This is a genomic window from Priestia sp. J2 (genome assembly GCF_020790095.1).
Classification (GTDB): Bacteria; Bacillota; Bacilli; order Bacillales; family Bacillaceae_H; genus Priestia; species Priestia zanthoxyli.
This window is the reverse complement of the sequence record NZ_CP086208.1, coordinates 1,631,622-1,654,479: the sequence shown is the minus strand read 5'-3', so window position 1 is coordinate 1,654,479 and position 22,858 is coordinate 1,631,622. Positions and strand designations below refer to the sequence as shown.

The 22,858-nt window shown below is 35.6% G+C and carries 24 protein-coding genes and 1 pseudogene; 10 read left to right on the top strand and 15 right to left on the bottom strand.

Annotation, left to right across the window (positions count from 1 at the left end; all coding sequences use genetic code 11):
* Window positions 1-144 precede the first annotated feature (144 nt).
* Entirely contained in the window at window positions 145-549 is a 405-nt protein-coding gene (locus tag LJY09_RS08385) for a hypothetical protein (protein ID WP_098113362.1), read from the top strand.
* A gap of 335 nt (window positions 550-884) precedes the next feature.
* Here the strand turns inward: LJY09_RS08385 and LJY09_RS08380 are convergent, their stop codons facing one another.
* Together LJY09_RS08380 and LJY09_RS08375 are read right to left on the bottom strand one after the other, a co-directional pair.
* Window positions 885-1,046 carry a hypothetical protein gene (locus LJY09_RS08380; RefSeq protein WP_165635770.1) on the bottom strand — a complete coding sequence of 54 codons (162 nt, stop codon included), beginning with the start codon at window positions 1,044-1,046 and terminating at the stop codon, window positions 885-887.
* A gap of 624 nt (window positions 1,047-1,670) precedes the next feature.
* A complete protein-coding gene (locus LJY09_RS08375; RefSeq protein ID WP_154972792.1) occupies window positions 1,671-3,266 on the bottom strand; it encodes an acetolactate synthase large subunit in 1,596 nt (531 codons plus the stop codon).
* A gap of 355 nt (window positions 3,267-3,621) precedes the next feature.
* Between LJY09_RS08375 and LJY09_RS08370 the strand changes: the two genes are divergently transcribed.
* The 3 genes from LJY09_RS08370 to LJY09_RS08360 all read left to right on the top strand — a co-directional run bounded on the left by LJY09_RS08370 (window position 3,622) and on the right by LJY09_RS08360 (window position 6,315).
* Complete coding sequence (locus LJY09_RS08370) at window positions 3,622-4,266, top strand: glycosyltransferase (RefSeq protein WP_108674578.1); 645 nt, start codon at window positions 3,622-3,624, stop codon at window positions 4,264-4,266.
* Between the two features lie 750 nt (window positions 4,267-5,016).
* A complete protein-coding gene (locus tag LJY09_RS08365; RefSeq protein ID WP_013056409.1) occupies window positions 5,017-5,217 on the top strand; it encodes a cold-shock protein in 201 nt (66 codons plus the stop codon).
* A gap of 951 nt (window positions 5,218-6,168) precedes the next feature.
* On the top strand, window positions 6,169-6,315 hold the full coding sequence (locus tag LJY09_RS08360; protein ID WP_014460666.1) for a BH0509 family protein: 147 nt from the start codon (window positions 6,169-6,171) through the stop codon (window positions 6,313-6,315).
* A gap of 81 nt (window positions 6,316-6,396) precedes the next feature.
* Here the strand turns inward: LJY09_RS08360 and LJY09_RS08355 are convergent, their stop codons facing one another.
* Together LJY09_RS08355 and LJY09_RS08350 are read right to left on the bottom strand one after the other, a co-directional pair.
* Window positions 6,397-6,915: a hypothetical protein gene (locus LJY09_RS08355; protein WP_154972790.1), complete on the bottom strand. Its 519-nt coding sequence runs from the start codon at window positions 6,913-6,915 to the stop codon at window positions 6,397-6,399.
* 115 nt (window positions 6,916-7,030) lie between these two features.
* Window positions 7,031-7,918: a LysR family transcriptional regulator gene (locus tag LJY09_RS08350; protein ID WP_228307661.1), complete on the bottom strand. Its 888-nt coding sequence runs from the start codon at window positions 7,916-7,918 to the stop codon at window positions 7,031-7,033.
* 188 nt (window positions 7,919-8,106) lie between these two features.
* Between LJY09_RS08350 and LJY09_RS08345 the strand changes: the two genes are divergently transcribed.
* The 3 genes from LJY09_RS08345 to LJY09_RS08335 all read left to right on the top strand — a co-directional run bounded on the left by LJY09_RS08345 (window position 8,107) and on the right by LJY09_RS08335 (window position 9,426).
* Entirely contained in the window at window positions 8,107-8,445 is a 339-nt protein-coding gene (locus LJY09_RS08345; protein ID WP_154972788.1) for a DMT family transporter, read from the top strand.
* Window positions 8,445-8,756 carry a DMT family transporter gene (locus LJY09_RS08340; protein ID WP_154972787.1) on the top strand — a complete coding sequence of 104 codons (312 nt, stop codon included), beginning with the start codon at window positions 8,445-8,447 and terminating at the stop codon, window positions 8,754-8,756. The genes LJY09_RS08345 and LJY09_RS08340 overlap by 1 nt, the downstream gene beginning before the upstream one ends.
* A gap of 172 nt (window positions 8,757-8,928) precedes the next feature.
* Window positions 8,929-9,426 (top strand): DinB family protein, encoded by a 498-nt coding sequence (locus tag LJY09_RS08335; RefSeq protein ID WP_033578599.1) that lies wholly within the window; start codon window positions 8,929-8,931, stop codon window positions 9,424-9,426.
* 84 nt (window positions 9,427-9,510) lie between these two features.
* On the opposite strand, the pseudogene LJY09_RS08330 reads toward LJY09_RS08335, so the two are convergent.
* A pseudogene (locus LJY09_RS08330) lies at window positions 9,511-9,733 on the bottom strand (cysteine hydrolase); the annotation flags it as partial.
* Window positions 9,734-9,934 carry a DUF1272 domain-containing protein gene (locus tag LJY09_RS08325; protein WP_028413848.1) on the bottom strand — a complete coding sequence of 67 codons (201 nt, stop codon included), beginning with the start codon at window positions 9,932-9,934 and terminating at the stop codon, window positions 9,734-9,736.
* Window positions 9,935-10,078: 144 nt separating this feature from the next.
* Between LJY09_RS08325 and LJY09_RS08320 the strand changes: the two genes are divergently transcribed.
* Both LJY09_RS08320 and LJY09_RS08315 read left to right on the top strand, forming a co-directional pair.
* Window positions 10,079-10,501: an Lrp/AsnC family transcriptional regulator gene (locus LJY09_RS08320; RefSeq protein WP_099330829.1), complete on the top strand. Its 423-nt coding sequence runs from the start codon at window positions 10,079-10,081 to the stop codon at window positions 10,499-10,501.
* Between the two features lie 19 nt (window positions 10,502-10,520).
* On the top strand, window positions 10,521-10,832 hold the full coding sequence (locus LJY09_RS08315) for a hypothetical protein (protein WP_099330828.1): 312 nt from the start codon (window positions 10,521-10,523) through the stop codon (window positions 10,830-10,832).
* A gap of 1,174 nt (window positions 10,833-12,006) precedes the next feature.
* On the opposite strand, the gene LJY09_RS08310 is transcribed toward LJY09_RS08315, so the two are convergent.
* The 8 genes from LJY09_RS08310 to LJY09_RS08275 all read right to left on the bottom strand — a co-directional run bounded on the left by LJY09_RS08310 (window position 12,007) and on the right by LJY09_RS08275 (window position 19,882).
* A complete protein-coding gene (locus LJY09_RS08310; protein WP_099330827.1) occupies window positions 12,007-12,900 on the bottom strand; it encodes an ROK family protein in 894 nt (297 codons plus the stop codon).
* 112 nt (window positions 12,901-13,012) lie between these two features.
* On the bottom strand, window positions 13,013-14,341 hold the full coding sequence (locus LJY09_RS08305; RefSeq protein WP_047751254.1) for a PTS sugar transporter subunit IIC: 1,329 nt from the start codon (window positions 14,339-14,341) through the stop codon (window positions 13,013-13,015).
* 12 nt (window positions 14,342-14,353) lie between these two features.
* Window positions 14,354-15,760: a glycoside hydrolase family 1 protein gene (locus LJY09_RS08300; protein ID WP_154972785.1), complete on the bottom strand. Its 1,407-nt coding sequence runs from the start codon at window positions 15,758-15,760 to the stop codon at window positions 14,354-14,356.
* 14 nt (window positions 15,761-15,774) lie between these two features.
* Entirely contained in the window at window positions 15,775-16,083 is a 309-nt protein-coding gene (locus tag LJY09_RS08295; protein WP_014460687.1) for a PTS sugar transporter subunit IIB, read from the bottom strand.
* 1 nt (window position 16,084) lies between these two features.
* Entirely contained in the window at window positions 16,085-16,426 is a 342-nt protein-coding gene (locus tag LJY09_RS08290; protein ID WP_098999963.1) for a PTS lactose/cellobiose transporter subunit IIA, read from the bottom strand.
* Between the two features lie 140 nt (window positions 16,427-16,566).
* Window positions 16,567-17,280 (bottom strand): GntR family transcriptional regulator, encoded by a 714-nt coding sequence (locus LJY09_RS08285; RefSeq protein WP_154972784.1) that lies wholly within the window; start codon window positions 17,278-17,280, stop codon window positions 16,567-16,569.
* An 828-nt stretch (window positions 17,281-18,108) separates the two neighbouring features.
* Window positions 18,109-18,882 (bottom strand): TerC family protein, encoded by a 774-nt coding sequence (locus LJY09_RS08280; RefSeq protein ID WP_154972783.1) that lies wholly within the window; start codon window positions 18,880-18,882, stop codon window positions 18,109-18,111.
* Window positions 18,883-19,261: 379 nt separating this feature from the next.
* The gene (locus LJY09_RS08275) at window positions 19,262-19,882 is read right to left on the bottom strand and encodes a TetR/AcrR family transcriptional regulator (protein WP_098999967.1); all 621 of its coding nucleotides are present in this window, start codon (window positions 19,880-19,882) and stop codon (window positions 19,262-19,264) included.
* 135 nt (window positions 19,883-20,017) lie between these two features.
* On the opposite strand from LJY09_RS08275, the gene LJY09_RS08270 reads away from it, so the two are divergent.
* A complete protein-coding gene (locus LJY09_RS08270; RefSeq protein ID WP_098999968.1) occupies window positions 20,018-22,240 on the top strand; it encodes an MMPL family transporter in 2,223 nt (740 codons plus the stop codon).
* A gap of 411 nt (window positions 22,241-22,651) precedes the next feature.
* On the opposite strand, the gene LJY09_RS08265 is transcribed toward LJY09_RS08270, so the two are convergent.
* Window positions 22,652-22,846 carry a hypothetical protein gene (locus LJY09_RS08265; protein ID WP_028413858.1) on the bottom strand — a complete coding sequence of 65 codons (195 nt, stop codon included), beginning with the start codon at window positions 22,844-22,846 and terminating at the stop codon, window positions 22,652-22,654.
* Window positions 22,847-22,858 lie beyond the last annotated feature (12 nt).

Here is a 22,858-nt window from a genome sequence, read left to right as displayed (position 1 = left end):
ACCTTGAATAAAACTCGAGTATTTGTAATAAAGTTTAGTGAAACACCTTTTTGATAACAGGATGTATTTCTTAGGATGTTAACAACCTAGGTTAGTTCCACAAAACTTAACGGGTTATTTAGATGAGGAACGGAGTGAATACAAATGAGTTTAGCTACTTATATAGGTTCGAACGTAGAATTACCTATTAATAAGGAATTAGATAATTTAGTTACTATTGGGAATTGCTTTTCAGATGAAAGAAATCGATTGAACATAAAGAAACACCAATTTACTACCCTTTATGTTTATGAAGTTGCAAGTGACTGGGGAATTGAGATTACGGAATATATGAATAAGAGCAGGCGCAAAGAATCAAAAGAGAAACTAATTGCACTATGCAAATTGATGGACCGCTATCTTAAGTCAGGAGACTTTTTTGAATTGTATAGTTGTTGGGTAGGAGAAGAAGCTGAAGAACCAGAGAGGAAATTAACGTTAAACATCCATTACTTTGACATCGACGACATTGACATGCCAGAAAAAACATTAGTTAGAATTGAAAAATGAGTTTGCCCTATTATTATGGTGAAATTACCCTTATATAGTATACATAAAAACAGAAAAACTCCCCTAATACCTTAAGGGAGTTTTTCTGTTTAGTTAAATATTAAGGGTGTAATTGCTTGTTACTTACATATCATTTAATATTTTTGTAGATATTTATTATAACCTATCAAATGATTTCGGGAAAGCAAAAAATGAAAGCGATTACTTTTAATTCAAAATAATAGATGAAATATAACTGTCTTTTTATGAGATGTATTTTGGTTCTGGAAAAATACAGTGCTTAAGCTTACATGCTCTAAATTTCTCCTCATCTATTAATAGATAAGGGGGAATTTTTATTCTTTATCGTTTCCTGGCACAGCATTAGAAACTATAGAAGTGTCTCCAGTATAATACTTATGGGGATAAGGATCAGAAGGCTTTGTTGCAAACTCTTTCTCAAGATCAGCTAATTCCTCTGATACCTGTTCTAAATCATTTGATTGATTATCACTCATATAAAACTCCTCCTTTTAATTAAACAATGTTCATCGCGCATTAAGGATACGTTTTTTCATAATGTGGATATACATGCTGTTTTCATTCTATACTTTCCTGTGCCTTTTCTTCATTTAGTATATATTTCAAATTAATATTTATTACTTTTTATAGGAATTTTCATTAGTCAATTATCTACCGCACCCATTCTTTTTTGTTTTATACTTTCGCTTCCTCTAGGGTTTCTTACCTATACACTAACTAATCTGCTTCTTCTGATTATCCAGCCAAGTGAACTTATTATTTTTCCTTTTACAACCGGAATATTGGGAATGGGCATAGGCGCTGCTTTTTACATTTTTAACAAGAGATTGTACATTGTTATAAGTGGCGCCACTCTATTAACTGTTGGGATTATTACCTTATTGTACGGTTTCAAATTCCCAATACTAGGTCCTGCGATTCCCAATAATTTTTCTCTTTCTACTACTGGTTTAATTTTTGTATTTACTTTCCTTTATAGTTGGATTTGGGTTGAGCTCAGCTTAGCTTATTTAAAAAAATTAAAAACATTTATTTCCTAGTGAATCTACAGACTAATCTCTTAACAGAGATAACTCGTTAAAATAATGGAGAAATCGCAATCAGCTTTTTAGAAGAACGTCAATTAGGATAATCTCATCTGCATTTTTTAAGGCTCTTTTTATTATATTTTCAAATTCGACTAAACTATTTGCCCGTTCTCCTTTAATTCCAAAGCTAGCTGCCAATTGGACAAAATTTGGGTTTGTAAAAGTTACTCCATAGCTCTTACCAAACTTTTTGTTCATCATTTCCTGCTCTATTTTTAATGTAGAGTCGTTTAAGACAATAATAATGAATGAAAGCCCTAAGCGCTTTGCCGTCTCTATTTCTGCAAAATTCATTAAAGCTCCTCCATCTCCAGTAATACAAATAACTGAATCATTAGGGCAGGCTAGTTTAGCTCCAATTGAGCCTGGTAAAGCAATACCCATGGAAGCTAGACCATTTGATATAATGAACTTGTTAGCGTTTTTGGGTTGATAAGTTCGAGCTATAGATACTTTATGAGCTCCCACATCTGAAATCACAATTGTTTCCTCTGAAGAGAGCTTATCGATACTATGCAAGATATTCTCAATTGTCAAATGAAGTAAATTGCTGTCTATCTTTTTCTCTTCAATATGATAGGATTGCTTAATTTGTTTCTGGAGATTACCAGAAGGAATCCACAGTTTAGAAGGAATATCGAGCTGATTGAATACCCGTAAAGTCTGCTTTATATCTCCAACCAATTCAGCTTCTACTGGATAATATTCATCTATTTCTGCTGGTAAGGTATCTATATGTAAAATTGGTGTTTTTTCCGTGTTCCATTCTTTGGGTAGCTTCTCGACAAAATCAAACCCAATTACAATAAGCAGATCAGCTTCCTTTAAGCCTGCGAGCACTTCATCTTTCTCATTAAATCCAAACGTAAAGAAATTTTGTGGATGATCTTTAGATAACACACCTTTAGCCATATAACTATGGGTAACCGGTGATTGAAGACGTTCAATAAATAGTTGAAGCTCATCCACGGCTTCCTGTCTAACAACGCCGTTACCGATAATAACAAAAGGTCTCTCATACTGCCTAATAAGAGTATTGGCAGCCTGAATTGACTCCATGATAGGTATACTTACGGGTATAGATGTAGGTGAAATAGGTTTGATGGGAACGATTTGAGTTGCTAATTCTTCTGGCAATTCTACTACTATGGGTCCTGGCTTTTCCATTTGTGCAATTTTAAATGCTTTTCGAATAATCTCAGGAAGCGTTTGTGCATCTTTTATTTGAACACGCCACTTCGTTGCTGGTTCTACCATTTTAATAATGTCCATATATTGATGTGACTCTTTATGCTGTCTCCCCAAAACAGCCTGTCCCGTTAATGCTACAACAGGAGAGTGGTCTAGTTTTGCACTAGATATACCTGTCAATAAATTAGTAGCTCCTGGTCCTAATGTTGATAAACATACCCCTACTTTGTTTGTTAACCTTCCGTATACATCTGCCATGAAAGCAGCTCCTTGTTCATGCCGCACATTCACGAATTGAATCTGTTTAGAGTTGGATAAAGAATCAATAAAATCCAACGTCTCTTTACCAGGTATTCCGAAAATATATTCAACTCCCTCATTTTCTAAACATTGAACAAGTGTATCCGTCACTTTCATATTGTTCGACCTCTCTTTAGATAGTATTCTGACAAGCTTATGTGAAAGAAATAGCTCATTAATTCTTATCTCGTCTTTTCTCGTTTTAACTAACCGAAACCCTAAATATATGGAATGAAATCATACTCACTAACTATTGTTTATAGTGTTACCATTAGGTTCTTATGTTAAATACATTTTTTAGAGAATGTATAAATAATTGGATGAGTCAACCTTTCATCCGTGTGAACTGATTGGGAGTGTGACAATACTCTATAAAGAATTATTATTAGAAAGTAACATTTTAAGGAATGTAAAAAATCCCATATACAAATAATAAGCCGAATACTCGTATAAATTGGAAGGAGCGGCTTTTATGAAAAGATTATTATGGGTAGGATTTATTGTGTTATTTTCGCTAAACATGCTGGTTGAACCAAGTAGTGCTCGTGCTGAAGCACCAGAACATCGTGTTAGTCAATCTCAGGTAACGTTTGAAAATGAATTCAGAAGACTTTGGATGGATCATGTATTGTGGACAAGTAATTATATTACAAGTGCAACAACAGCAGGATCAGAAGACCAAAAACAGGTGTTGGCAAGGTTATTAAAAAATCAGGAAGATATCGGGAATGCTGTGAAGCCGATATACGGAGAAAAAGCTGGGAACAAACTTACGGCTTTGCTTAAGGAACATATTGTGATTGCCGGCAAGATTGTAGATGCAGCTAAAACGGGAAAGAAAGCCTTGGTGAATCAATTAAACAAAGAATGGTATCGAAATGCTGATGATATAGCAGCGTTCCTTAGCCAGGCTAACCCTTATTTAAAAAATGAAGACTTAAAAAAATTACTGTATATGCATCTAAAATTGGTGACAAATGATTTATCTGCAAGCTTAGAAAAAGATTGGGAAGCAAGAATCGTTGCAATTGATGAAGGAATCTCACATATCGTCTTAATGGCAGATACTATATCTGCGGGAGTTGTGAAACAGTTTCCAGAGAAATTTAATAAATAATCTTAATAATCGCCAATAGAATGCTGGAGATTATTTGAAATTCCTTCATAAGAAACTGCACCTGTAAGAACTCTTTTGATTGATGCCTCTAGGAGACCTTATGTTCACTAAAAAGGTACATGTAGATATTCTGCATAAATCGTCATACCAAAAAAAGGTTTATTAAACTTAAACACTGGGTATTATCAAATCAAGACGATGTGTTAAGAGTACCGCCCGTGCATAGGGTGTGTCCTTCTCTATTCTATAAAAAATGGCGCCTCCAACGGCGTCATTTTTTATTTGTAAACAAGTTTAAGGATGCTTCATGCGAAGGTTGGATTTATATCAAAAGGTACATAGATTCTTATCTAATAGAATCTATTTTTACACCACTATTCAAAAAGATTTTGAGTGAACTTCCCTTTCTTTTGGGCAGACGGGTCCCCGTGTGCTCTCTCATCTAATTTAGTTCATATTTATGAATAAAATGCCCATAATGAGTATGTGGGCATTGGTTGATCTTTGACTTCTATCATTTCGATGTTTAGAAGATCACTTATAAATATTTTGAGGTTTTTGCATATGAACCTCATTATGATGTAGATCGTCATACCCCAATCACCTTTTTAGTGAAGTGAGTATTGATAAAGAAAGTTAGAAAGATCACATTAATTTAAGTTTAAGATGTCTCTATTGGGATAATATAATAAATAAGCTAGATTTAATGATAATCTGGTTTATTTTCTACATTCTAGGAGGCAACAAAAAATGGAACACGGTAAAGTGAAATGGTTTAATGCTGACAAAGGTTTTGGATTTATCGAGCGTGAAGGTGGAGAAGATGTATTTGTTCACTTCTCAGCTATTCAAGGTGAAGGCTTTAAATCCTTGGATGAAGGTCAAGAAGTGACTTTTGATATCGAACAGGGGCAACGCGGACCACAAGCGACAAACGTAAATAAAGCATAAAAACCATACTAAAAAGCAGACTCTATTTTCAGAGTCTGTTTTTATTTAAAAAGATTTTTATATCAAAACTTATTTATCAACAATTATAGTTCGTGTTTTTTTAATTCTTCTTCAAAGAAAAAGGTACTTGGATATTTGTCGACTGTATAAGAGTATCTTTTCATGTTTTTTACATAATGATTTTTTAAGATTGTTACTGATTCATTCGATACTCTTATAGTTACTATTTCTCCATTACTAAATATTTTCTCACTCATAGCCCTTATCCTTTTTTGCACCTGTGTAAATTACATACAAAATAATAAGCGTATTAAGAAACCTGCTGTTTTTGTGTATATAAAATTTTTCATAAAATTGATATCTTGGGCATAATACAGGATAGACACTTGGTAGAGGGGCGATTATTTGAGGCTGAAGGATGGAAACTTTTATACAGATAGTAGAACCAATAAGGTATATAGATTAAATGAAGATGACAAGGGAAGCTGGTACCTGAGTACACGTGATGATGAAGATCATCATCAAATGTCAAAAACCTCGGGGCGTAACATGATGAAATTGATAAAGAGTTTTTATACCAAAGTGAACGACAGTTGAAAATTTATCACTCTGCAAAACAACATAAAAAAATAAAGCTAGCTTAACCCAGCTAGCTTTATTTTTAGTTTATAGAGCTAGTTATCATAATGTTTTTTTAGGAATTAAGCAACGATACGAACAAAAATTTTTAACCTGGCCGTTGGCAATCACCTATTATTTAATTTCGATTGCAGAAGCCTTGTTGTCCCAATTCGACGCCATAATACCATTTCTATATTGTTTTTTAAAAAATCATCTATAATTGATATTGTTTTAATCTCATATTGAGATATATAATAAAAATAAGAAAAAAGAAAACGCTTTCTAAATTTAAATACATTGTTACTTTTCAAACTATAAGGAGGATTTAAAATGAGCCAAGTGGAAAGAAATTCTAAAGTACAGAAATTAGTTGAGTATAAAAAATTCAATGAAGAAGAAGTTTTAAAAATGACAGATCCGCAGGTTGAATATTATCACTGGCTCTATTTTGATGATTCCGCTTATGATTATATGTAACTCAACTATAAAGTAAGAAAAAAGCACAAAAACGTTTGGTTCCAACGGGTTTGTGCTTTTTTCGTTTCTTTAATTATACGATTACTCGTTTTCAATACCTTTTCCTGTGACAACAAAGTGAGGGCTGTCTTCCTTTCGGTTGAAAAGTCTCCAGAACTCACTATACTCATCGTCTTCTGACGTATCCGGAAATCCCTCCACTAAATAACCTTGAGATAAAAAGACCTTTAGCCCTCCTACTTCATCCGAGTCAACTCTTTCAACAATCGTGTGTTCGTTTATACCTTCTATAAAAGATTCAATTCGTTCATCGAATCGATTATTTCCCTGGACATCCCATTCAAAGTACTCATTTTCATCATCCAATCCTGTTCTTGGAGAATAGAAATCCCGTGAGGCTACTACAATTTTATTACCTTTGACAATACGCCATGAACATTGAATATGTAAAGCGTATTCAGCTACCTCTTCCGTTTTCCCCCTTCTGGTTACTAAAATTTTTTCTCCAAATCCTAGCCAAAACAAATTTGAGGCTCTCCCCGCGCATCTTACATTTAAGCCCACTAATTTGTCTAATTTTGATATAGTTGCTTTTCTCATGCTTTTCTCCTTTTATTTGCAGCTAAAGCTCACTTTTACTGCTCAAATTAATACCTGGTATATTCATACTAAACATAAGCTACATAAAAAAGCTCTTTGTGAAAACACCGTCTGTTTATTTCTGCTTTTTCCCTTCTCTTACTTCGCTGATTGTCTTTATAAACTCACGCTCAGTTACTCCTAGATAGGAGTCGGAACGACGAACATATACAATCCTAAGGTTTCTATAAGGCCCAGGTATTGAAAAGAGCTGTACTAACCCTTCCCTCTCATATCTCTCCGCTAATGACCGGGCTATAAGTGTCACACCAAGACCAGAAACTACTGTCCCCATAATCGTTTCAAGTGTAGCAAATTCCATAATTTTCGGCGATACGATTTGTTCGTCTTTTAACCATTGCTGTAGTCTTTCTCTATATTGGCAGCCTTCATTAAATAAAATGAATGGTAGGTGCAGTAACTCTTTGGCAGACTGAATCTGCTTCTTCCCTTTTTCATTTGCACTGCATACAAGTACAATTTCTTCATCAAAAGCCGGAATTTGATCAAGCATTGACACATTTACTGGTTCTGCTACAAATGCCCCGTCTAGCTGGAACTTAAGAACTTTCTCTATTAATTGTGTACTTACTCCTGATACTAGAGAAATATCCACATTTTTGTGCTTATTATGATAGGAAGAAATGATTTCAGGAAAGCCTACTACCGTTTCAACTAATCCAATACATAATGATCCAACAAGGTTACGCTCATCTTGAAATGCTTTCTGTATTTCATCCATTAGCCTCATCATTTGTTCTCCGTACGTTAAAAGTTTTCGACCTTCTACATTTAATGTCATTCCGCGTCTGTGACGATGAAACAATGGGTGTCCAATTTTTCGTTCAAGAGATCGAATACGTGCTGTTACATTTGGTTGGACGTAACCTAGCTTATCAGCAGCAAGACTTACACTTCCGTATTCTGCCACAGCTATAAATATACGTATATCTTCTACTTCCATAAACATCCTCCTTTCTACTTACGTTCATTCATTTAGGTATTAATGATAATGATATCTACAATCATTTATCATTATTTTACAAGATATCAAGCTCTAGATAAAATAATGACATCCGAGTGCTACTGCAATTATTTAGTAGCCATTACGTAAAGTTCTTAAAATGAGGTGACTAAAAGGAGGAAATCTGATTGTTTTATTTACTATTGTTTCTTGCCATCATCTTGGAGGTAATCGCAGTATTTTTTCTTAATCTTACAAATGGATTCACAAACTTTGTTCCGACTGTTTTAGCCATACTATTTTATTGTTCTTCGATTGCTGCTTATATGGTCCTTAACGCCAAAGGTGAAGTAGGAGTAGCAAGTGCTTTATATGCAGGAGGAGCAACCGTACTTGTTGTTGTCACAGGTATTATTTTTTTTGATGAAACTATTTCCTTATCTAAAATCTTAGGAGTTTCTCTTATCGTAATTGGTGCAGTTTCTCTTAACATTAAAGGAAGTTCTAAAGAAAGAAGGGCAGCGTAATGGGATACGTATTTTTAACGATTGGCTTAGTTTTAGGCATTGCAGGGCAAATGTGTGTAAAACTATCTAAAGGCTTTAGACAAACTGTTCCCACGATAGGCGCATTCTTGCTGTTCATTGCCTGTATTTATTTTATTTCTCTAACGACACACTATTTTGAAATGGGTATTGTTTTTGCTATATGGGCAGGGCTAACGATTGCTAGTACAACGCTGTTAGGTATTTATATATTTAAGGAATCAAAAAACAAAAGAAAGATTATCTCCGTTACTCTTATTATTACCGGTGTTATTGTACTAAAGGCTTTTTAACACACAAAGATGTTTAACCGAAAATCTCTTGTTCTTATATTGGGCATTTACTCTTCAACTAGTATTTAGTAAGGGTTTTCATATTTCCGAAATCGCGGAAGTACATATATTAAACTGATTTGTGTTAGACTGTTACAAGCTTAATACTTTGAAAAGAAAGGTCTGAAAAAACATGACACAAACGAATACAGCATTTCGCGATGCGCTTATCAAATCACTCAGAGGTGAAAGAGGTCATCTTCCAACAATTAATGCAATAACCGATATTAATATGGAACTTGCTTCACATAAACAAAAGGAATTACCTTACTCTATTTATCAATTAGTGAAGCATATGAGCTATTGGCAAGACTTTTTACTTGCTCTTGCTAAAGGAGAAAACCCTGAGAGACCGAAAAGTGTAAGTGAAAGCTGGCCTGAACATCCTGCTCCGGTTGATGAGGAAGAATGGCAAAAGACGATCCAGCATTTTTGTGATGGAATTGACGAAGCTTGTCACTTAGCTGAGACATTATCAATCGAAGAACCTCTGGATGCTTGGCCAAGTGAAACCCCAGGGGGATTACTGCGTAATATTGCTTCTCACAACAGCTATCATCTAGGTGAAATTGTCATTATGAGAAGATTAAACGGAGCATGGCCACCGCCAACGGGAGGCTTTCCTGCTTAGATTGAGACATAATGCAGAAATAAAGCTCTAAAAAGCGTCCATTAAACACTTTTAGAGCTTTATTTTAGTTGTGTACTATTACCTTTATGAATAAAGTGTGGGACAAAACAAGTCTTCCTCTGCATTTCTGACAATTGAAAAGTGTGCAACGTTGTAATGACCATGTAAAGTTTCCTTATAATGCTTTATGATTTGTTCAGCACTTAAAACCATTACTGTCCATTGTTGAATGTCCATCACCCACTAATGTCACATCCACCCCATTGATTGTAGCTGTTCTGACTTCACTATCTATACAGTGTTGTGTCTAAATCAATGAGCAACTTAGCGGATTTTCTTGCCCCCTTGGTCTCTTGACCAGCTCCCCTTCACAGTTAGGACAAATATACATCGCACTTTCACTACATTTATCACAGAATGTACATTCATGTGTACAGATATAAGCAACAGAGCTATTATGGAGTTTCTTATTGCACTTTTCGCATGTATTTCTCATTTCTAAAGCCATTAAATCCCTCCTTTTGATATAATTAAATTGTATTGTATAAATTTCTATTTTCACATATCTATTTTATTGTATTACTAATTAATAGCTTTAATATTGACGGAAAATTCATTATTTTAATTTATAATTTAAAGCGGGGTATGTTTTATGGATGAAATTGATAAAAATATATTACTACATCTACAAGAAAATGCTCGTTTGTCTTTTACACAGTTGGGAAAGCTGGTTGGTTTATCAACCCCTGCTGTTAATGAAAGAGTAAAAAAACTTGAAGAGAAAAACATAATAGATGGATATAGAGCAATAATTAACCCTGAAAATTTCAACAAACCTGTAACTGCTTTTATTTTATTTAGCAATACAAAATGCAAGCAATTCGTAGAATATTGTAAAGAACACCCTGAAGTTATTGAATGTCATCGTTTGGCGGGTCAATACAACTATCTAGTAAAGGTTTTAACTCATTCCGTTCAATCTCTTGAAACATTTATTGATGAATCTATGGCTTTTGGAGAGCCATCTACATTGATTAAACTTTCATCACCAGTTGTCTATAAAGCAATAAAATAGAAAGGGAGAAATATCCAATATGAAAAAGCGGATTTTGAGTTGGAGCATTCTTGTTGGGGTTATTATTATTTTAGCTATTGGTATACCAAGGATAACAGCTAATGAAGCAAGCCCTTTAGATTCACCAGAAGAAAAAAAGAAAGTAGAAGAACTCGAAGAAAATTTCCGAAAGTGGTCACTTGAACCACTGGATAAGTTTATGGTGCAAAGTTACCAAGCAAAGCCGAATGGACATCAGTGGAATAGTGTGAAACAAAAATCAATTAAAAATTACCGTGTCACATATTACACGTTTTTTGGATTTCGTTACATGGAAGCAGAAGTTAGTTGAATCTAAGATTATGCCACATGCCCGTTTTTTCTTAATCATGATCAATTCGATGTTATATAGATATAAAAAATAAACGTACAAAAAAAGGTAATGCAACATGCACTACCTTTTTTGTATTGTAATTGGTCTCTAAAACATATGAAATTATTTTAAAATTATCAATATTATAGATTAAAAGGATTTTATTACCTTTTATGGTATACTCAAACCTGAACTATTCTTAAGGAGTGAACGAATTGGAAGTGAATAACCAAACTCAAATGAGAACAGTTATTGAGTAGATGTCTAATGCAAATACCAATTTTAGAAAAGGTGATGTGTGTAGATGAGTCAAAGATATGTTCAGCATCGTTTATTTCCTTACTTATTGGCCGTGTTTTCCGTATATTTACTTATCAGTAAAAGTAGCTTTATACCATGGTCCATCCTTGCATTTATAGTAGTTAGCACAAACGTAATAGATAAAAGATATAAGTCTTCAGAAAACACTAAGAGATATATTTTTGCTAATAAGAGACTAGATTTTGTGTACAGACTTTTTTTATCTATCAGTGTTTTATTTATTATGATGAATCTACTTGTCTTAAAATTAGGTACAATATCTGTACTATATGTTCTTCTTCTACTATTTTTGACATCCATATTACTGTTCACTAGTCATATGGAATAATACGCTGTCTGTAGAATAACGAATGGTAGAGTTTTATCAATTAGAGCGGAGCATAAAATTGCAATCAACTTTTCAAAGAAGATTTAAAGACATACTATTCATTATTCTAACCTTATTACTTGTCATCTCCGTATTAGTAAATTTCGCTAGTTATTTTAATAGCAAGCAAATCGAAAGCATCAGTTCACAATGTTACGATAAAGGCGGAGAAGTCATACTTGAGATACATAACCCTTTTACCAATGATTATTCTTTTATATGTAGGTAGGCTTTATCTATCTACTCCAGTGTTTTTTCATAAATGCAGGGACATTTTCATTTTGCATTTTAACGAACGGTCTTTGCAAAAATAAATAAGCGCAGCTGCTTACTTCAGCTACGCTTATTTATTTAAATCTTTATGTTGATATTAACCTATAAACCATTCAATTCTCTACCTATACCTTATCTAGATGAAAATCTCTCCATTATGGTCTGTACATGTCATAGCTCTAATGTTTAGTCTCAAATTAACTCCAACGTTTTTCGAGACGCAATATGATGGTAAACTGCACCAATCATACCTGATTGATTTCCAAAACTAGTAGATCTGATAACAGCACAGAATGCTGGATCAATTTCTAAGATTCTCTGTTTTAATTCGTTTATGAATGTTTTTCTTGAAGTAATCCCTCCCCCGATATAAAAAGTAGGAGGAGCAAACACATAATATAAGTTTAAGATGTTCATTGCCAATCCACTATATAAGTCACTAACCAGAAGCGATGCCACTTCTTCCCCTTGGTCGTAAGCTTCAAAGATTTGTTCACCTGAGACATTTTGAAAAGGTATGTTCATACACGTTGCATATTTTTCACGAATGACTGCCAGCGTAGCTGTTTTGTTAAATTTATGATTTTCTGCAATATCACTCGTAACGTGTTCACTGAACATATGTCCAAACTCACCAGATCGGTTACGTCTCCCTCTATAAAGAGCGTCGTTCAAATAAATTGCGCCTCCAATTCCTGTTCCAATAGTTAGACAAAGAAAGTCAGTCTCTTCTTTTGCACTTCCTTTCCATTTTTCTGCTAGAGCTACACAATTCGCATCGTTTTCTGCACTTATTGCCAAATCAGGAAATTGTTCTTTAAAATATGCAAAGATATTGAACCCATTAAAATCTTCAATAGCACCGCCCATTTCAATAAAACCTGTATTAGGATTAATAAAACCAGGTATGCTTAGAGCTAGCCCTACTACATCAGAATCCATTCGGCTTTCAATTTGAGTAAGAATAGTCTGCCCTTTCCTATTGGCTAGAGGTATTTTTACGGATTCAACAAGATTACCGGAAAGAGAAAATTTCCCCATTTTTAAATCGGTACCACCAATATCACAAGCTAATACAAATTTCATTGTATATCCTACTTTCTTCTTCAAAATATTGACTATAACTTCATTATAAGTGCATAAATAAAGAATTACCCCCTATAAAAGTATACGGGGGGTAATTCTTTATTTAATTGTTTCAAGCAATATTACTTTCTGATTGTTTTTTTGCTTCGAGCTCTTCATTGTAAGAAATACTATCTTGCATTCTGACAAAAGGAAGATAAATCATCACTGACATCGCAATGGTTACTATTTGCAATAAAGCCCCTCTCCAGCCGCCAATCAAGAAGCCAGAAATAACCGGCGGTGTGGTCCAAGGAACCTGAAGTGCATTGAAAGGCTCTACCCATCCCCAAATGATAGAGAAGTAAACCATAAATGATGCGATTGCAGGAACAACAATAAAAGGAACAAACATTATTGGGTTAAATACAATTGGCATACCAAAAATGATTGGCTCGTTTATATTGAATAATCCAGGAGCTAAAGATAATCGACCGAGCTGCTTTAAGTGCGATGACCGTGCCACTATAAGAGCTGCAATAATAAAACCAATGGTAATACCTGATCCTCCTAGTTTCGTAAATACATCCAGGAATTGAATGGTTACAACTTTAGCATTTTCGCCTACAACAAGCTCTTTACCAGAATCCAATATTGCTTGGTTTTGTAGAGCATTGGCTGTTAGAAGCGGTCCCATTACTCCCATAATAATGGCAGCACCATGAATTCCACACCACCAAAGAAGTGACATTAAGACCATGATAAGAACTGCACCAGTAAGCGTGTCCGTCAAATTTTGCACGGGTACTTGCAGCAGTTTATAAACAATTTCAGTGAATGTCTTATTTGCAAAAGCTTGGCATAATCCAAAGACAATGGCAGCTACTGTAATGATGGCAAACCCAGGAATTAGTGCAGAGAACGAGTTCGCAACGCCTGGCGGAACACCTTCTGGCATTTTAATACGAATATCACGCTTAATAAACTGCGAATACACAAAGCCAACAAATAGACCAACTACAATCGAGGCTAGTACACCCTGCCCGCCGGTCCAAACTTTGGGAATAACACCTGTGACGGTTTCTCCGCTTTTTGCCAAGACAGAGGACTGAGTGATAATAAGGAAGGCAACTACACCTAAAATACCAGCTGGCGTACCTTCAATTTTTTCGTTCCGGACGTATGAATAAGCGATTCCAAACACACCAATAAGAGCCAGAATATCAAATGTAGAACCGACAACCTGGGTAAGTGGAAGGTTCCACTGTTCTCCAAAGAATTTCACCATAGCCTCTTCCCAGCCTGGAATCGGGGCAGCGAGAATTAATAGAAAGAGAGAGCCGATAATTGTCATCGGCATTGTTAAAATAAACCCATCCTTAATTGCAAGTGTTGGTTTTGCATTTGCAAATCGAAGGAAGAACGGGGTGAACTTTTCAAATACACTTTCTAAGCGACCCATAGGGGTACCTCCTTAAAGTTCTTCTGCGCGTGTAGCGATAATATCCTTGTACCAAAAGAATGACTGCTTTCGTTTTCTTGCAAGATTATTTTTGTGATCGACATAAATGAATCCGTATTGTTTTTTATAACCATTTAACCAGCTAAGCAAATCAATGACAGACCATGCAAAGTATCCTGAGACGTTAATTCCTTCCATGACAGCTTTTTTGACAGCGCTTAAATGATTTTCAATATAGTCGATTCGAGGTTGATCATGAATCTCTTCACCAACGATAGGATCTTCATCTCCTAAACCGTTTTCCGTGATATACATTTTGATGTCCCCGTAGCGTTCTTTAAGCATACGCATCCCTTCTAGAAAAGCATCAGGAGCGATTTCCCATCCCCATTTGGTATATACCTTTTCTTCTATCATGACTGTTTTGTATACACCGTCAAATGAAGGGTTTCCAGGTTTACCTGTTGAGTTCTCACGTCCACCAGACAATACGAGGGCTGAATCGTTTTTCATTACGCGCTGTGGGCAGTAATAGTTTAATCCGATGAAATCATTCATAGGTGCCGTTCTATGAAGCAAATCCAGTTCCTCTTCTGTCATTTGCGGGAGTAGCCCTTTAGCTTCGAGCTCTTTTATTACATATTGTGGGTAAGCTCCTTTCAAAATTGGATCATAATACCAATGTGTCGAATATGCATTCGCATGTCTTTCTGCAAATTTGTTCTCTTCGTCCTCATCAATGCTAAACGCCGGATTAAAAACATGAGTAATGCCAATTTCCCCCTCATAGCTTGACTGTTTGAAAAGTTCAACCGCACGGGCATGAGCCACAAACACATTATGTGTCGCCTGAAAGTATGCTTTCGCATCCCCTTCAATTCCTGGTGGGTGAGCACCGGTTAAATAGCCTAACGAACAAAAGATAACCGTTTCGTTAAAGGTAATCCAATTCCGTACTCGATCACCGAATGCTCTAAAACAAACATCAGCAAACGTGACAAATGCATTGGCTGTTTTAGGATTTAGCCAGCCGCCTTCTTCTTCAAGCGTTTGAGGAAGGTCCCAGTGATACAATGTGACGAACGGAACAATTCCGTGTTTTAAACATTCATCAATGACATTATTATAGAATTCCAATCCTTTTTGGTTTACTTCACCTGTACCGTTGGGAAGAATACGTGTCCAGGCAATGGAAAACCGATACGATTCCAATCCCATCTCTGCCATAAGTGCGATGTCTTCTTTATATCGGTGATAATGATCAATGGCCACATCACCGTTTGTTCCTTCAAATGTTTTACCGGGAATCTTTGAGAAGACGTCCCAGTTCGAAACCCCTTTACCGTCCTTGTTCCATGCCCCTTCTACTTGATAAGAAGCTGAAGCTGCGCCGAACAAGAAATCTTTTGGCATTTTCAAATCATTCACCCCGTTTATTTATTCGCTAATTTAATCGCGTGTTCAAGTACTTTTGCACCATTCATCATGCCGTAATCCACCGTGTTAATAACATCAATAGCGACACCTTTTGGTTCACAAACAGCTTTTCCTTTGTTTAACAAATACTTCACCTGAGGACCTAATAAAGCAACATCGATATTATCAACATACTTTTCCATCTCTGACTCAGGGTAAGCTGCAATCTCAGCTTCTACACCACGCTCACCAGCAAACGCTTTCATCTTCTCCACTAACATACTTGTAGACATACCTGCTGCACAGAATAATCCAATCTTCACCATATCAATTCATCCCTTTCAATAAGTTAATTTCTTTTTGCATGGTCATCATATGATCCAATAGCTCTTTCACTAAGATTGTGTTCATCAAATGGTCTTGGGCATGAACCATCAATACACCAACCCGTGCCGATTTCCCTTGGGCCTCTAGTGTGACAAATTTTGTTTGAATAGCATGTGCTTCGTTTAAAATTGAATTCGCTTTTGCTACTTCTGCTTCTGCCTCTTTTACTTTGTTTTCTCTGAGCAGATGTAAAGCAGCGTGATAGCTCGCTTTAGCATCACCTGAAAATGCAATTAATCCAAAGATATCTTCAGAGCTAATCTCAATCGATTCTTCGACCATATATGTACACCCTTTCATAAGTACAAATCTAATTTGTTGGTACAAATTTTATAAATTTATAATAACTCACTCAGATTCATATGTAAACTATTTTTTTTATTTTCAGACAAAAAAAAAGAGCCCTGAGCTCTCTTTGCACCTTAACTACCTTTCATATTTGATACTTTTAGCAATTTTACATGTTTGAAGTGATGCACTGACTGTGAGTAATCAAATATTGCACCGTTTATTAAATAAACCGTATTATCTACCACCAAAGCCGGATCATTCTCTCTTAATCCCAATAAATCAGCTTGCTCACACATAAGATAATCGGCACGAATAACACGATCTGCAAAACCAATTGCTAGTTGCTGGTCATTGCGTAAATATGTATAAATCGATTTTTTCACAATATTTTCATCAAGGTATTTAACAAGATTTTTGTTGAAATACGAAGTTTCAATTGAAAATGGATCACTATCAACATATCTTAGCCTTTTTACATAATAAATAGGTGTTCCAATCTTACATCCCATATTTTGGGCTAGTTCCTCATCCGCATTAATTAATTTAAAATCTAGCAGCTTGTTTTCTACAAGGCGGTCACTAAAATCATTGGTAACTCCTTGTAGCTTTTCAAGATTAACGTATCCATTGTTGTGATGATTACGAATAAATGCACCGCTGCCCTGAACTTGATATACATATCCTTTATTCACGAGAATTTCAATTGCTTTTCGTACTGTATTACGGCTCACCTGATACTTTGCTGCATATTCATCTTCAGTCAAAAGTTTATTTGTTTTTTGATAAACATGCTCAGTAATATCAGATTCAATTTGGCCAGCTACTTGCAGATATTTTGGCATCATTCTGTTTTACACCTCTCTATACAAACTAAAAAACTAGGGATTATTATAGCATAAAATACGGAAAGAAGTGCTTTTATGAATATACTTGAAATAAAAAAAGCTTTATACCCTTGTTCAATATGAGGATAGCTATTACTTATACCATTCCTGAAGTACTGGAATTGACATACTGTAAAACATCTAATTTTTTTAAAAACACTGCACTTACGAATCAAAAATGAAGTTCGACGTCTTTGTCTAATTGCTTTTTTCATACAAGCTAAAGTTAACTTTAATAAAAATTGAGACCTAAACTTATTACAAAGAGCACACAATATATATTCCTTTGAGAAATCCAGGGTGTATGCCTTTATCTCTAAACTTTTTTAATAGTTTAAAAGCGGGTAATACATTTCATAAAAAGGTATGATTTTATTAACTTTTTACGCATTACACTCACGGCTGTTGCTTTCTCTTTCATCGGTGTTATATTCAGGGTAATTTATGCTCAAATAATTGGAGAGAAAGATGTCCAAATCGAAAGTCTTATCGGTCTCTTTATTGGTTTTTTTATTGGGATTTTCTTAATTTCCTGCTTTACTGATTATCGTAAAGAGAACAAAAATAATAAATAAAATGACCAAGTTCGTTTGCATAACCGTTTCAATTAAAAAGTGCGTTAGCCCTGCTTGGGTTAACGCACATGATCATTCGCTTGAATCAACAAAACTCACGCTTTTATAAGATCTAAACATCCTTTTAAATGCCAAAATAAGGGCTGTTCGGATAGAAAAATCAAGGTTAATTAGTAAATTCGGGGTGCATCGTACATTCACACTCAATTGCCTTTTAGACCGATGATTTTTCTGATGACTTATTGCCCGGTGCAAACCAACCCAATAGCGCGATACCAACTAATACTCCATAGAAAATCAGGGTCCAAGCGGTGCTATGAGGGAAATGAGAATCTAAGACGCCGATATCTTTATGCGCAAAAGTAATAACCGCAAGTTTAACACCGACCCAGGCAACAATTGCATATGCTGTCGTTTCTAAGGCAGGTCGCTTTTCAAGGAGTTTTACAAACCAGGTTGCTGCAAACTTGATTAAGATAAGACCTGCAATCCCTCCAAGAACTACAACTGCAAACTGCCCTCCGTCCATACCACCGATTTCTCCAAACTGTGAATCCGGAAGCCCAAGAGCTATAGCGACCGCAGCTAAAATAGAATCAATGGCAAAAGCAAGGTCAGCTACCGCAATTTTCCCCACTGTCGGCCAGAACCCCTTTCCAGCAGACTCCTTCTCATCATCATCATGAATATTCTCATTATGTTTCCCAAACCGCGCCTGAATGACATGCTTCAAACCTAGATACAGAAGATAAACGGCTCCTATGGCCTGTATCCACCAGACGTTGGCGATAAATGAAATGGCAAAAAGAGCTCCAAACCGAAAAATAAATGCCATAAGAATTCCGTAATTAATCGCTCTTTTTTTCTGATCCTCGGGTAAATGTTTAGCTATAACTGCTAGTACAAGAGCATTATCGGCTGATAATAATCCTTCTAACCCGATTAGAATCAATAATGCCCATACGTATTCGAGCCAAATAGATTCCATCCATTTTTCTCCCTTCCAAAATGTAACTTGTTATTCTAAAGGTTTTGTTTACAATAGAATAACCATATATCCTAAAGGCAACCCTAAAAGATAGGATTTTCATTATTTTAACACTAACCTTCTGTAAAATACCGCTTTAAATACAAATAAAAACCAAATTATTAAATTTTTACATTTTTATCATATAACTTCGCCTTGTTAGGTTGTTAATGAAAACGTTGAACCACCATTTATTTATAGGTTTGTCGCTTAACATATAATCGCTATCATTTACCGATTTCCACCAAGTACTTGCGGCCAATTAAAAGAACGGGTAAAACATATTGATCAATATGTTTTACCCGTTCTTTATTTATTTTTTTACGCTAGAATAAAAAAGTCAATTAGGACTAATCCCTACCCAAAACAGGTCCACTAGAGCCTGAGCCGTTTTTTCAGGGCCTCCTAATTCTGTAATTAATTCTTTTTTGTTCCGAATCATTGTGACCGTTGAAAATGTATGCGCAAGCAATCTGGGACTTGCTACGACGATTTCTCCGTTGTCTGCGGCCTGTTTGAATACGTTCTCTAATGCCTCATGTATCGCTTTCTCTGCTTCACGAATTTCACGAATATGATCTTCTGTAAGCGACGAAGTCGCTTCTTGTAATAATGTTTCAAAATCAATATGCGGCCGCTTTAAATGATCCAATGTTACCTCATATAATCTGTGTTTTAACCCATTGGAATTTTGCAATAATTTCTCCGTCTGTTTTGTAATACGTTGGAACATGCTTGATACGGAAACTGTAAACAAAGTTGCCTTATTTTTAAAGTAGTAGTAAACGCTGGCCTTGGTCACATCGCTCGCTTCAGCCACTTGCTCCATTGAAACTTTTTCGTACCCGTATGCCATAAATAAATGAGCAGCTGTTTTCAAAATTTGCTCTCTCGTTATATTATTTTCAGTTGTTATTTTAGGTCTGCCAGGCTTTTTTTTCGGTGTCTGATTCGTATTCATAAGGGCCCTCCTTCTAGTTCAAGAAATTGGCACATTTAAACTAGTTGATTAATTAACCTTCTGGTATATATAATTATTGAAGGTTCTATATATATTGTAATAGAAACAAACAGATTTGGAAATGAGGGAGAATTAATGAAAGAATCACCTTTAGCAACATTCAGTCGATATATGACTGGGAAAGTGAGTCGATGGATTGTAATTGCCGTATGGATTTTGGCAACTGTAGTCCTCACGATTGCTTGGCCTGCTGTGAATAAGACGGAAGTAAACAATGCACCAAACTTAAGTGAGAATTCACCTTCCGTAGAAGCTGAAAATCTTATAAAGAAAGAATTCCCTAATTCATCAGGGGTTCCTGCCTTACTTACATGGCACAAAGAATCAGGTTTGAATAATGATGATCTAAAATCTATTCAGCAAATGGCGGCGGATTTAGAAAAGAAACCATTAGAAGCACAAACGTCTACTCCGCCTTTGCATAAATTACCGTTAGCAGCTCTGCAAAAGATGGTTTCGAAAGACGGAACAACTCTTGTACAGCCTATTTTCTTTGAAGAAAACGTTGAAACGGATGTACTAGAAAAAAACCTAGATACGATTAAAAAACAAGTAAAAGAGAATGTTTCATACGATTCTTTTGCGACGGATATCGATGAAAAAGATAAGCTAAGCACGCGCGTTACAGGACCTGTAGGAATTCAAGTAGATGCAACCAGCCTATTTGAAGGAGCAGACGTTTCCTTACTAATCGCGACAGTTTTATTAGTCTTAATTTTACTTCTTGTAATTTATCGTTCCCCAATTTTAGCGATTATTCCTTTGATCGGTGTAGGTTTTGCCTATGGGGTGCTGAGTCCAATTCTCGGTATTTTAGCAGATAAAGGATGGATTACGGTCGATTCACAGTCCATATCCATTATGACGGTCTTGTTATTTGGAGCCGGAACAGACTATTGTTTATTTTTAATTTCTCATTATCGCGATGAGCTTCGCAAAGTAAAAGATAAGAGACAAGCACTTATCAACGCCTTTAAAGGTGCTTCAGGTGCTATAGCGATGAGTGGCTTTACGGTTGTCATCTCTCTTTTAGCTTTAATCGTGGCAAAGTACGGGGCTTACCACCGTTTTGCAATCCCGTTTAGTTTATCTATTCTTATTATGGGATTAGCGAGCTTAACTCTTATTCCTGCCCTGCTTGCAGTTATGGGAAGAGGTTCTTTTTATCCTTTTGTTCCTCGCACTCCTGAAATGGAAGAAGAATTGGCGAAAAAGAAAGGAAAACCGGTGCGTGACCGAAAAGAGAAAAACCGTTTCGGGAATTGGATCGGTAATGTGGTTACGACTAAACCATGGACAATCATTGTAGCTTGTCTAGTCTTTTTTGGAGCTTTATCCATATACTCTAGTCAAATCAAGTACACGTATGATTTATTGTCTTCTTTCCCTGAAGATATGCCTTCTCGTGAAGGATTTACGATTATCTCTGACGCTTACTCTCCTGGTGAACTAGCACCAGCACAAGTAGTAATTGATACAGAAGGGAAATCGGTAGATCTAGAAAAAGAGTTAAAGAAAAACGATCTTATTAGTACCGTTTCTGCACCTCAAAGCGGTAAAAGTAATAAGGATTTAAAGGTATATGACGTCACGTTTAATGTAAATCCATATAGTATAACAGCTATGGAGGCTATTCCAGACTTGAAAGATGCAGCCGAAAAGGCACTGTCACAGTCCGGAGTTTCCTCAGTAAAATCCAAAGTATGGATTGGCGGTCAAACAGCGACGCAATATGACACGATGACTGTTAGTGATAAAGACAACAGTATTATTGTCCCGTTAATTATTATTTTTATATCGCTGCTGCTAGTGGCTTACTTGCGTTCTATTGTAGCTATGCTTTATTTAGTGGGAACCGTTATCCTCTCTTACAGTGCAGCTTTAGGCTTAGGCTGGCTCATCATCCACAATATCATGGGAGCAGATGCTATCCAAGGAGCGATTCCTTTATACGCATTTGTATTCTTAGTGGCGCTTGGTGAGGATTATAATATTTTTATGATCTCAAGCATCTGGCAGAAAAAGAAATACATGCCGTTAAAACAAGCGATTAAAGAAGGCGTAAGTGAAACAAGCGGTGTTATCACATCAGCTGGAATCATTTTAGCTGCTACTTTCGCGGTTCTAGCAACACTGCCTATTCAAGTTCTGGTTCAGTTCGGAATTATCACGGCTTTAGGTGTTCTGTTAGATACATTTATTGTGCGACCATTCCTTGTACCTGCGATCACTACGGTTTTAGGAAGATTTGCTTTCTGGCCAAGTAAAGCTGAAGTGGTATCAGAAAAAGAGAATTAAGTAGTAAAACAAAGGTGTTTTATAATTGATTTACTATATGGCTTCCATGAATGTAAAACCAAGAAAAAAGCAAAGAGAATATTAATATTCTCTTTGCTTTTTTAATTTACTTCCATCTGTGCTCTTCTTTATCTGTTAGCTTTACGATAAACGGAAATAAACCAATAAGAGATATAGCAACAATCCCACTTAAATAACCTAGCCCCATTAAAGGACCAGCACCTTTAAAGGAGATAAATTGTCTAGTATGGCATTTAGGACACTTCTTTCCTTTCTTAGAAAACCCAAGTAACCATACATTTTTAGCGTTCCATTTGTAATTGCAATGATTGCAACAAGCCATATATATTCTACCTTTCTTGTCTTATGCTTTTATTTGTTTTTATGTAATTTTTGAGCGGAATTATAATGTTAGTTCATATTAGTCTGATGATGATTAAAAGCCATATTTATAATTTCTCCAAGCAACAGTCCTACAGCTGCTACTGGTATAAACACTTTAAACATACTACTAATAGAAACATCTAAGCCTAAAATCAGTAAAAGAAAATAACCAAATAAGAATCCTGTACAGATAAATGAATATTTTTTTATCAATTTTCTCAAAAAAACACCTCT

Coding starts and splice junctions, on each gene's coding strand:
- LJY09_RS08385 (WP_098113362.1), top strand. CDS start 145: ATGAGTTTAGCTACTTATATAGGTTCGAACGTAGAATTACCTATTAAT.
- LJY09_RS08380 (WP_165635770.1), bottom strand. CDS start 1,046: ATGAGTGATAATCAATCAAATGATTTAGAACAGGTATCAGAGGAATTA.
- LJY09_RS08375 (WP_154972792.1), bottom strand. CDS start 3,266: ATGAAAGTGACGGATACACTTGTTCAATGTTTAGAAAATGAGGGAGTT.
- LJY09_RS08370 (WP_108674578.1), top strand. CDS start 3,622: ATGAAAAGATTATTATGGGTAGGATTTATTGTGTTATTTTCGCTAAAC.
- LJY09_RS08365 (WP_013056409.1), top strand. CDS start 5,017: ATGGAACACGGTAAAGTGAAATGGTTTAATGCTGACAAAGGTTTTGGA.
- LJY09_RS08360 (WP_014460666.1), top strand. CDS start 6,169: ATGAGCCAAGTGGAAAGAAATTCTAAAGTACAGAAATTAGTTGAGTAT.
- LJY09_RS08355 (WP_154972790.1), bottom strand. CDS start 6,915: ATGAGAAAAGCAACTATATCAAAATTAGACAAATTAGTGGGCTTAAAT.
- LJY09_RS08350 (WP_228307661.1), bottom strand. CDS start 7,918: ATGGAAGTAGAAGATATACGTATATTTATAGCTGTGGCAGAATACGGA.
- LJY09_RS08340 (WP_154972787.1), top strand. CDS start 8,445: ATGGGATACGTATTTTTAACGATTGGCTTAGTTTTAGGCATTGCAGGG.
- LJY09_RS08335 (WP_033578599.1), top strand. CDS start 8,929: ATGACACAAACGAATACAGCATTTCGCGATGCGCTTATCAAATCACTC.
- LJY09_RS08325 (WP_028413848.1), bottom strand. CDS start 9,934: ATGGCTTTAGAAATGAGAAATACATGCGAAAAGTGCAATAAGAAACTC.
- LJY09_RS08320 (WP_099330829.1), top strand. CDS start 10,079: ATGGATGAAATTGATAAAAATATATTACTACATCTACAAGAAAATGCT.
- LJY09_RS08315 (WP_099330828.1), top strand. CDS start 10,521: ATGAAAAAGCGGATTTTGAGTTGGAGCATTCTTGTTGGGGTTATTATT.
- LJY09_RS08310 (WP_099330827.1), bottom strand. CDS start 12,900: ATGAAATTTGTATTAGCTTGTGATATTGGTGGTACCGATTTAAAAATG.
- LJY09_RS08305 (WP_047751254.1), bottom strand. CDS start 14,341: ATGGGTCGCTTAGAAAGTGTATTTGAAAAGTTCACCCCGTTCTTCCTT.
- LJY09_RS08295 (WP_014460687.1), bottom strand. CDS start 16,083: ATGGTGAAGATTGGATTATTCTGTGCAGCAGGTATGTCTACAAGTATG.
- LJY09_RS08290 (WP_098999963.1), bottom strand. CDS start 16,426: ATGGTCGAAGAATCGATTGAGATTAGCTCTGAAGATATCTTTGGATTA.
- LJY09_RS08285 (WP_154972784.1), bottom strand. CDS start 17,280: ATGATGCCAAAATATCTGCAAGTAGCTGGCCAAATTGAATCTGATATT.
- LJY09_RS08280 (WP_154972783.1), bottom strand. CDS start 18,882: ATGGAATCTATTTGGCTCGAATACGTATGGGCATTATTGATTCTAATC.
- LJY09_RS08275 (WP_098999967.1), bottom strand. CDS start 19,882: ATGAATACGAATCAGACACCGAAAAAAAAGCCTGGCAGACCTAAAATA.
- LJY09_RS08270 (WP_098999968.1), top strand. CDS start 20,018: ATGAAAGAATCACCTTTAGCAACATTCAGTCGATATATGACTGGGAAA.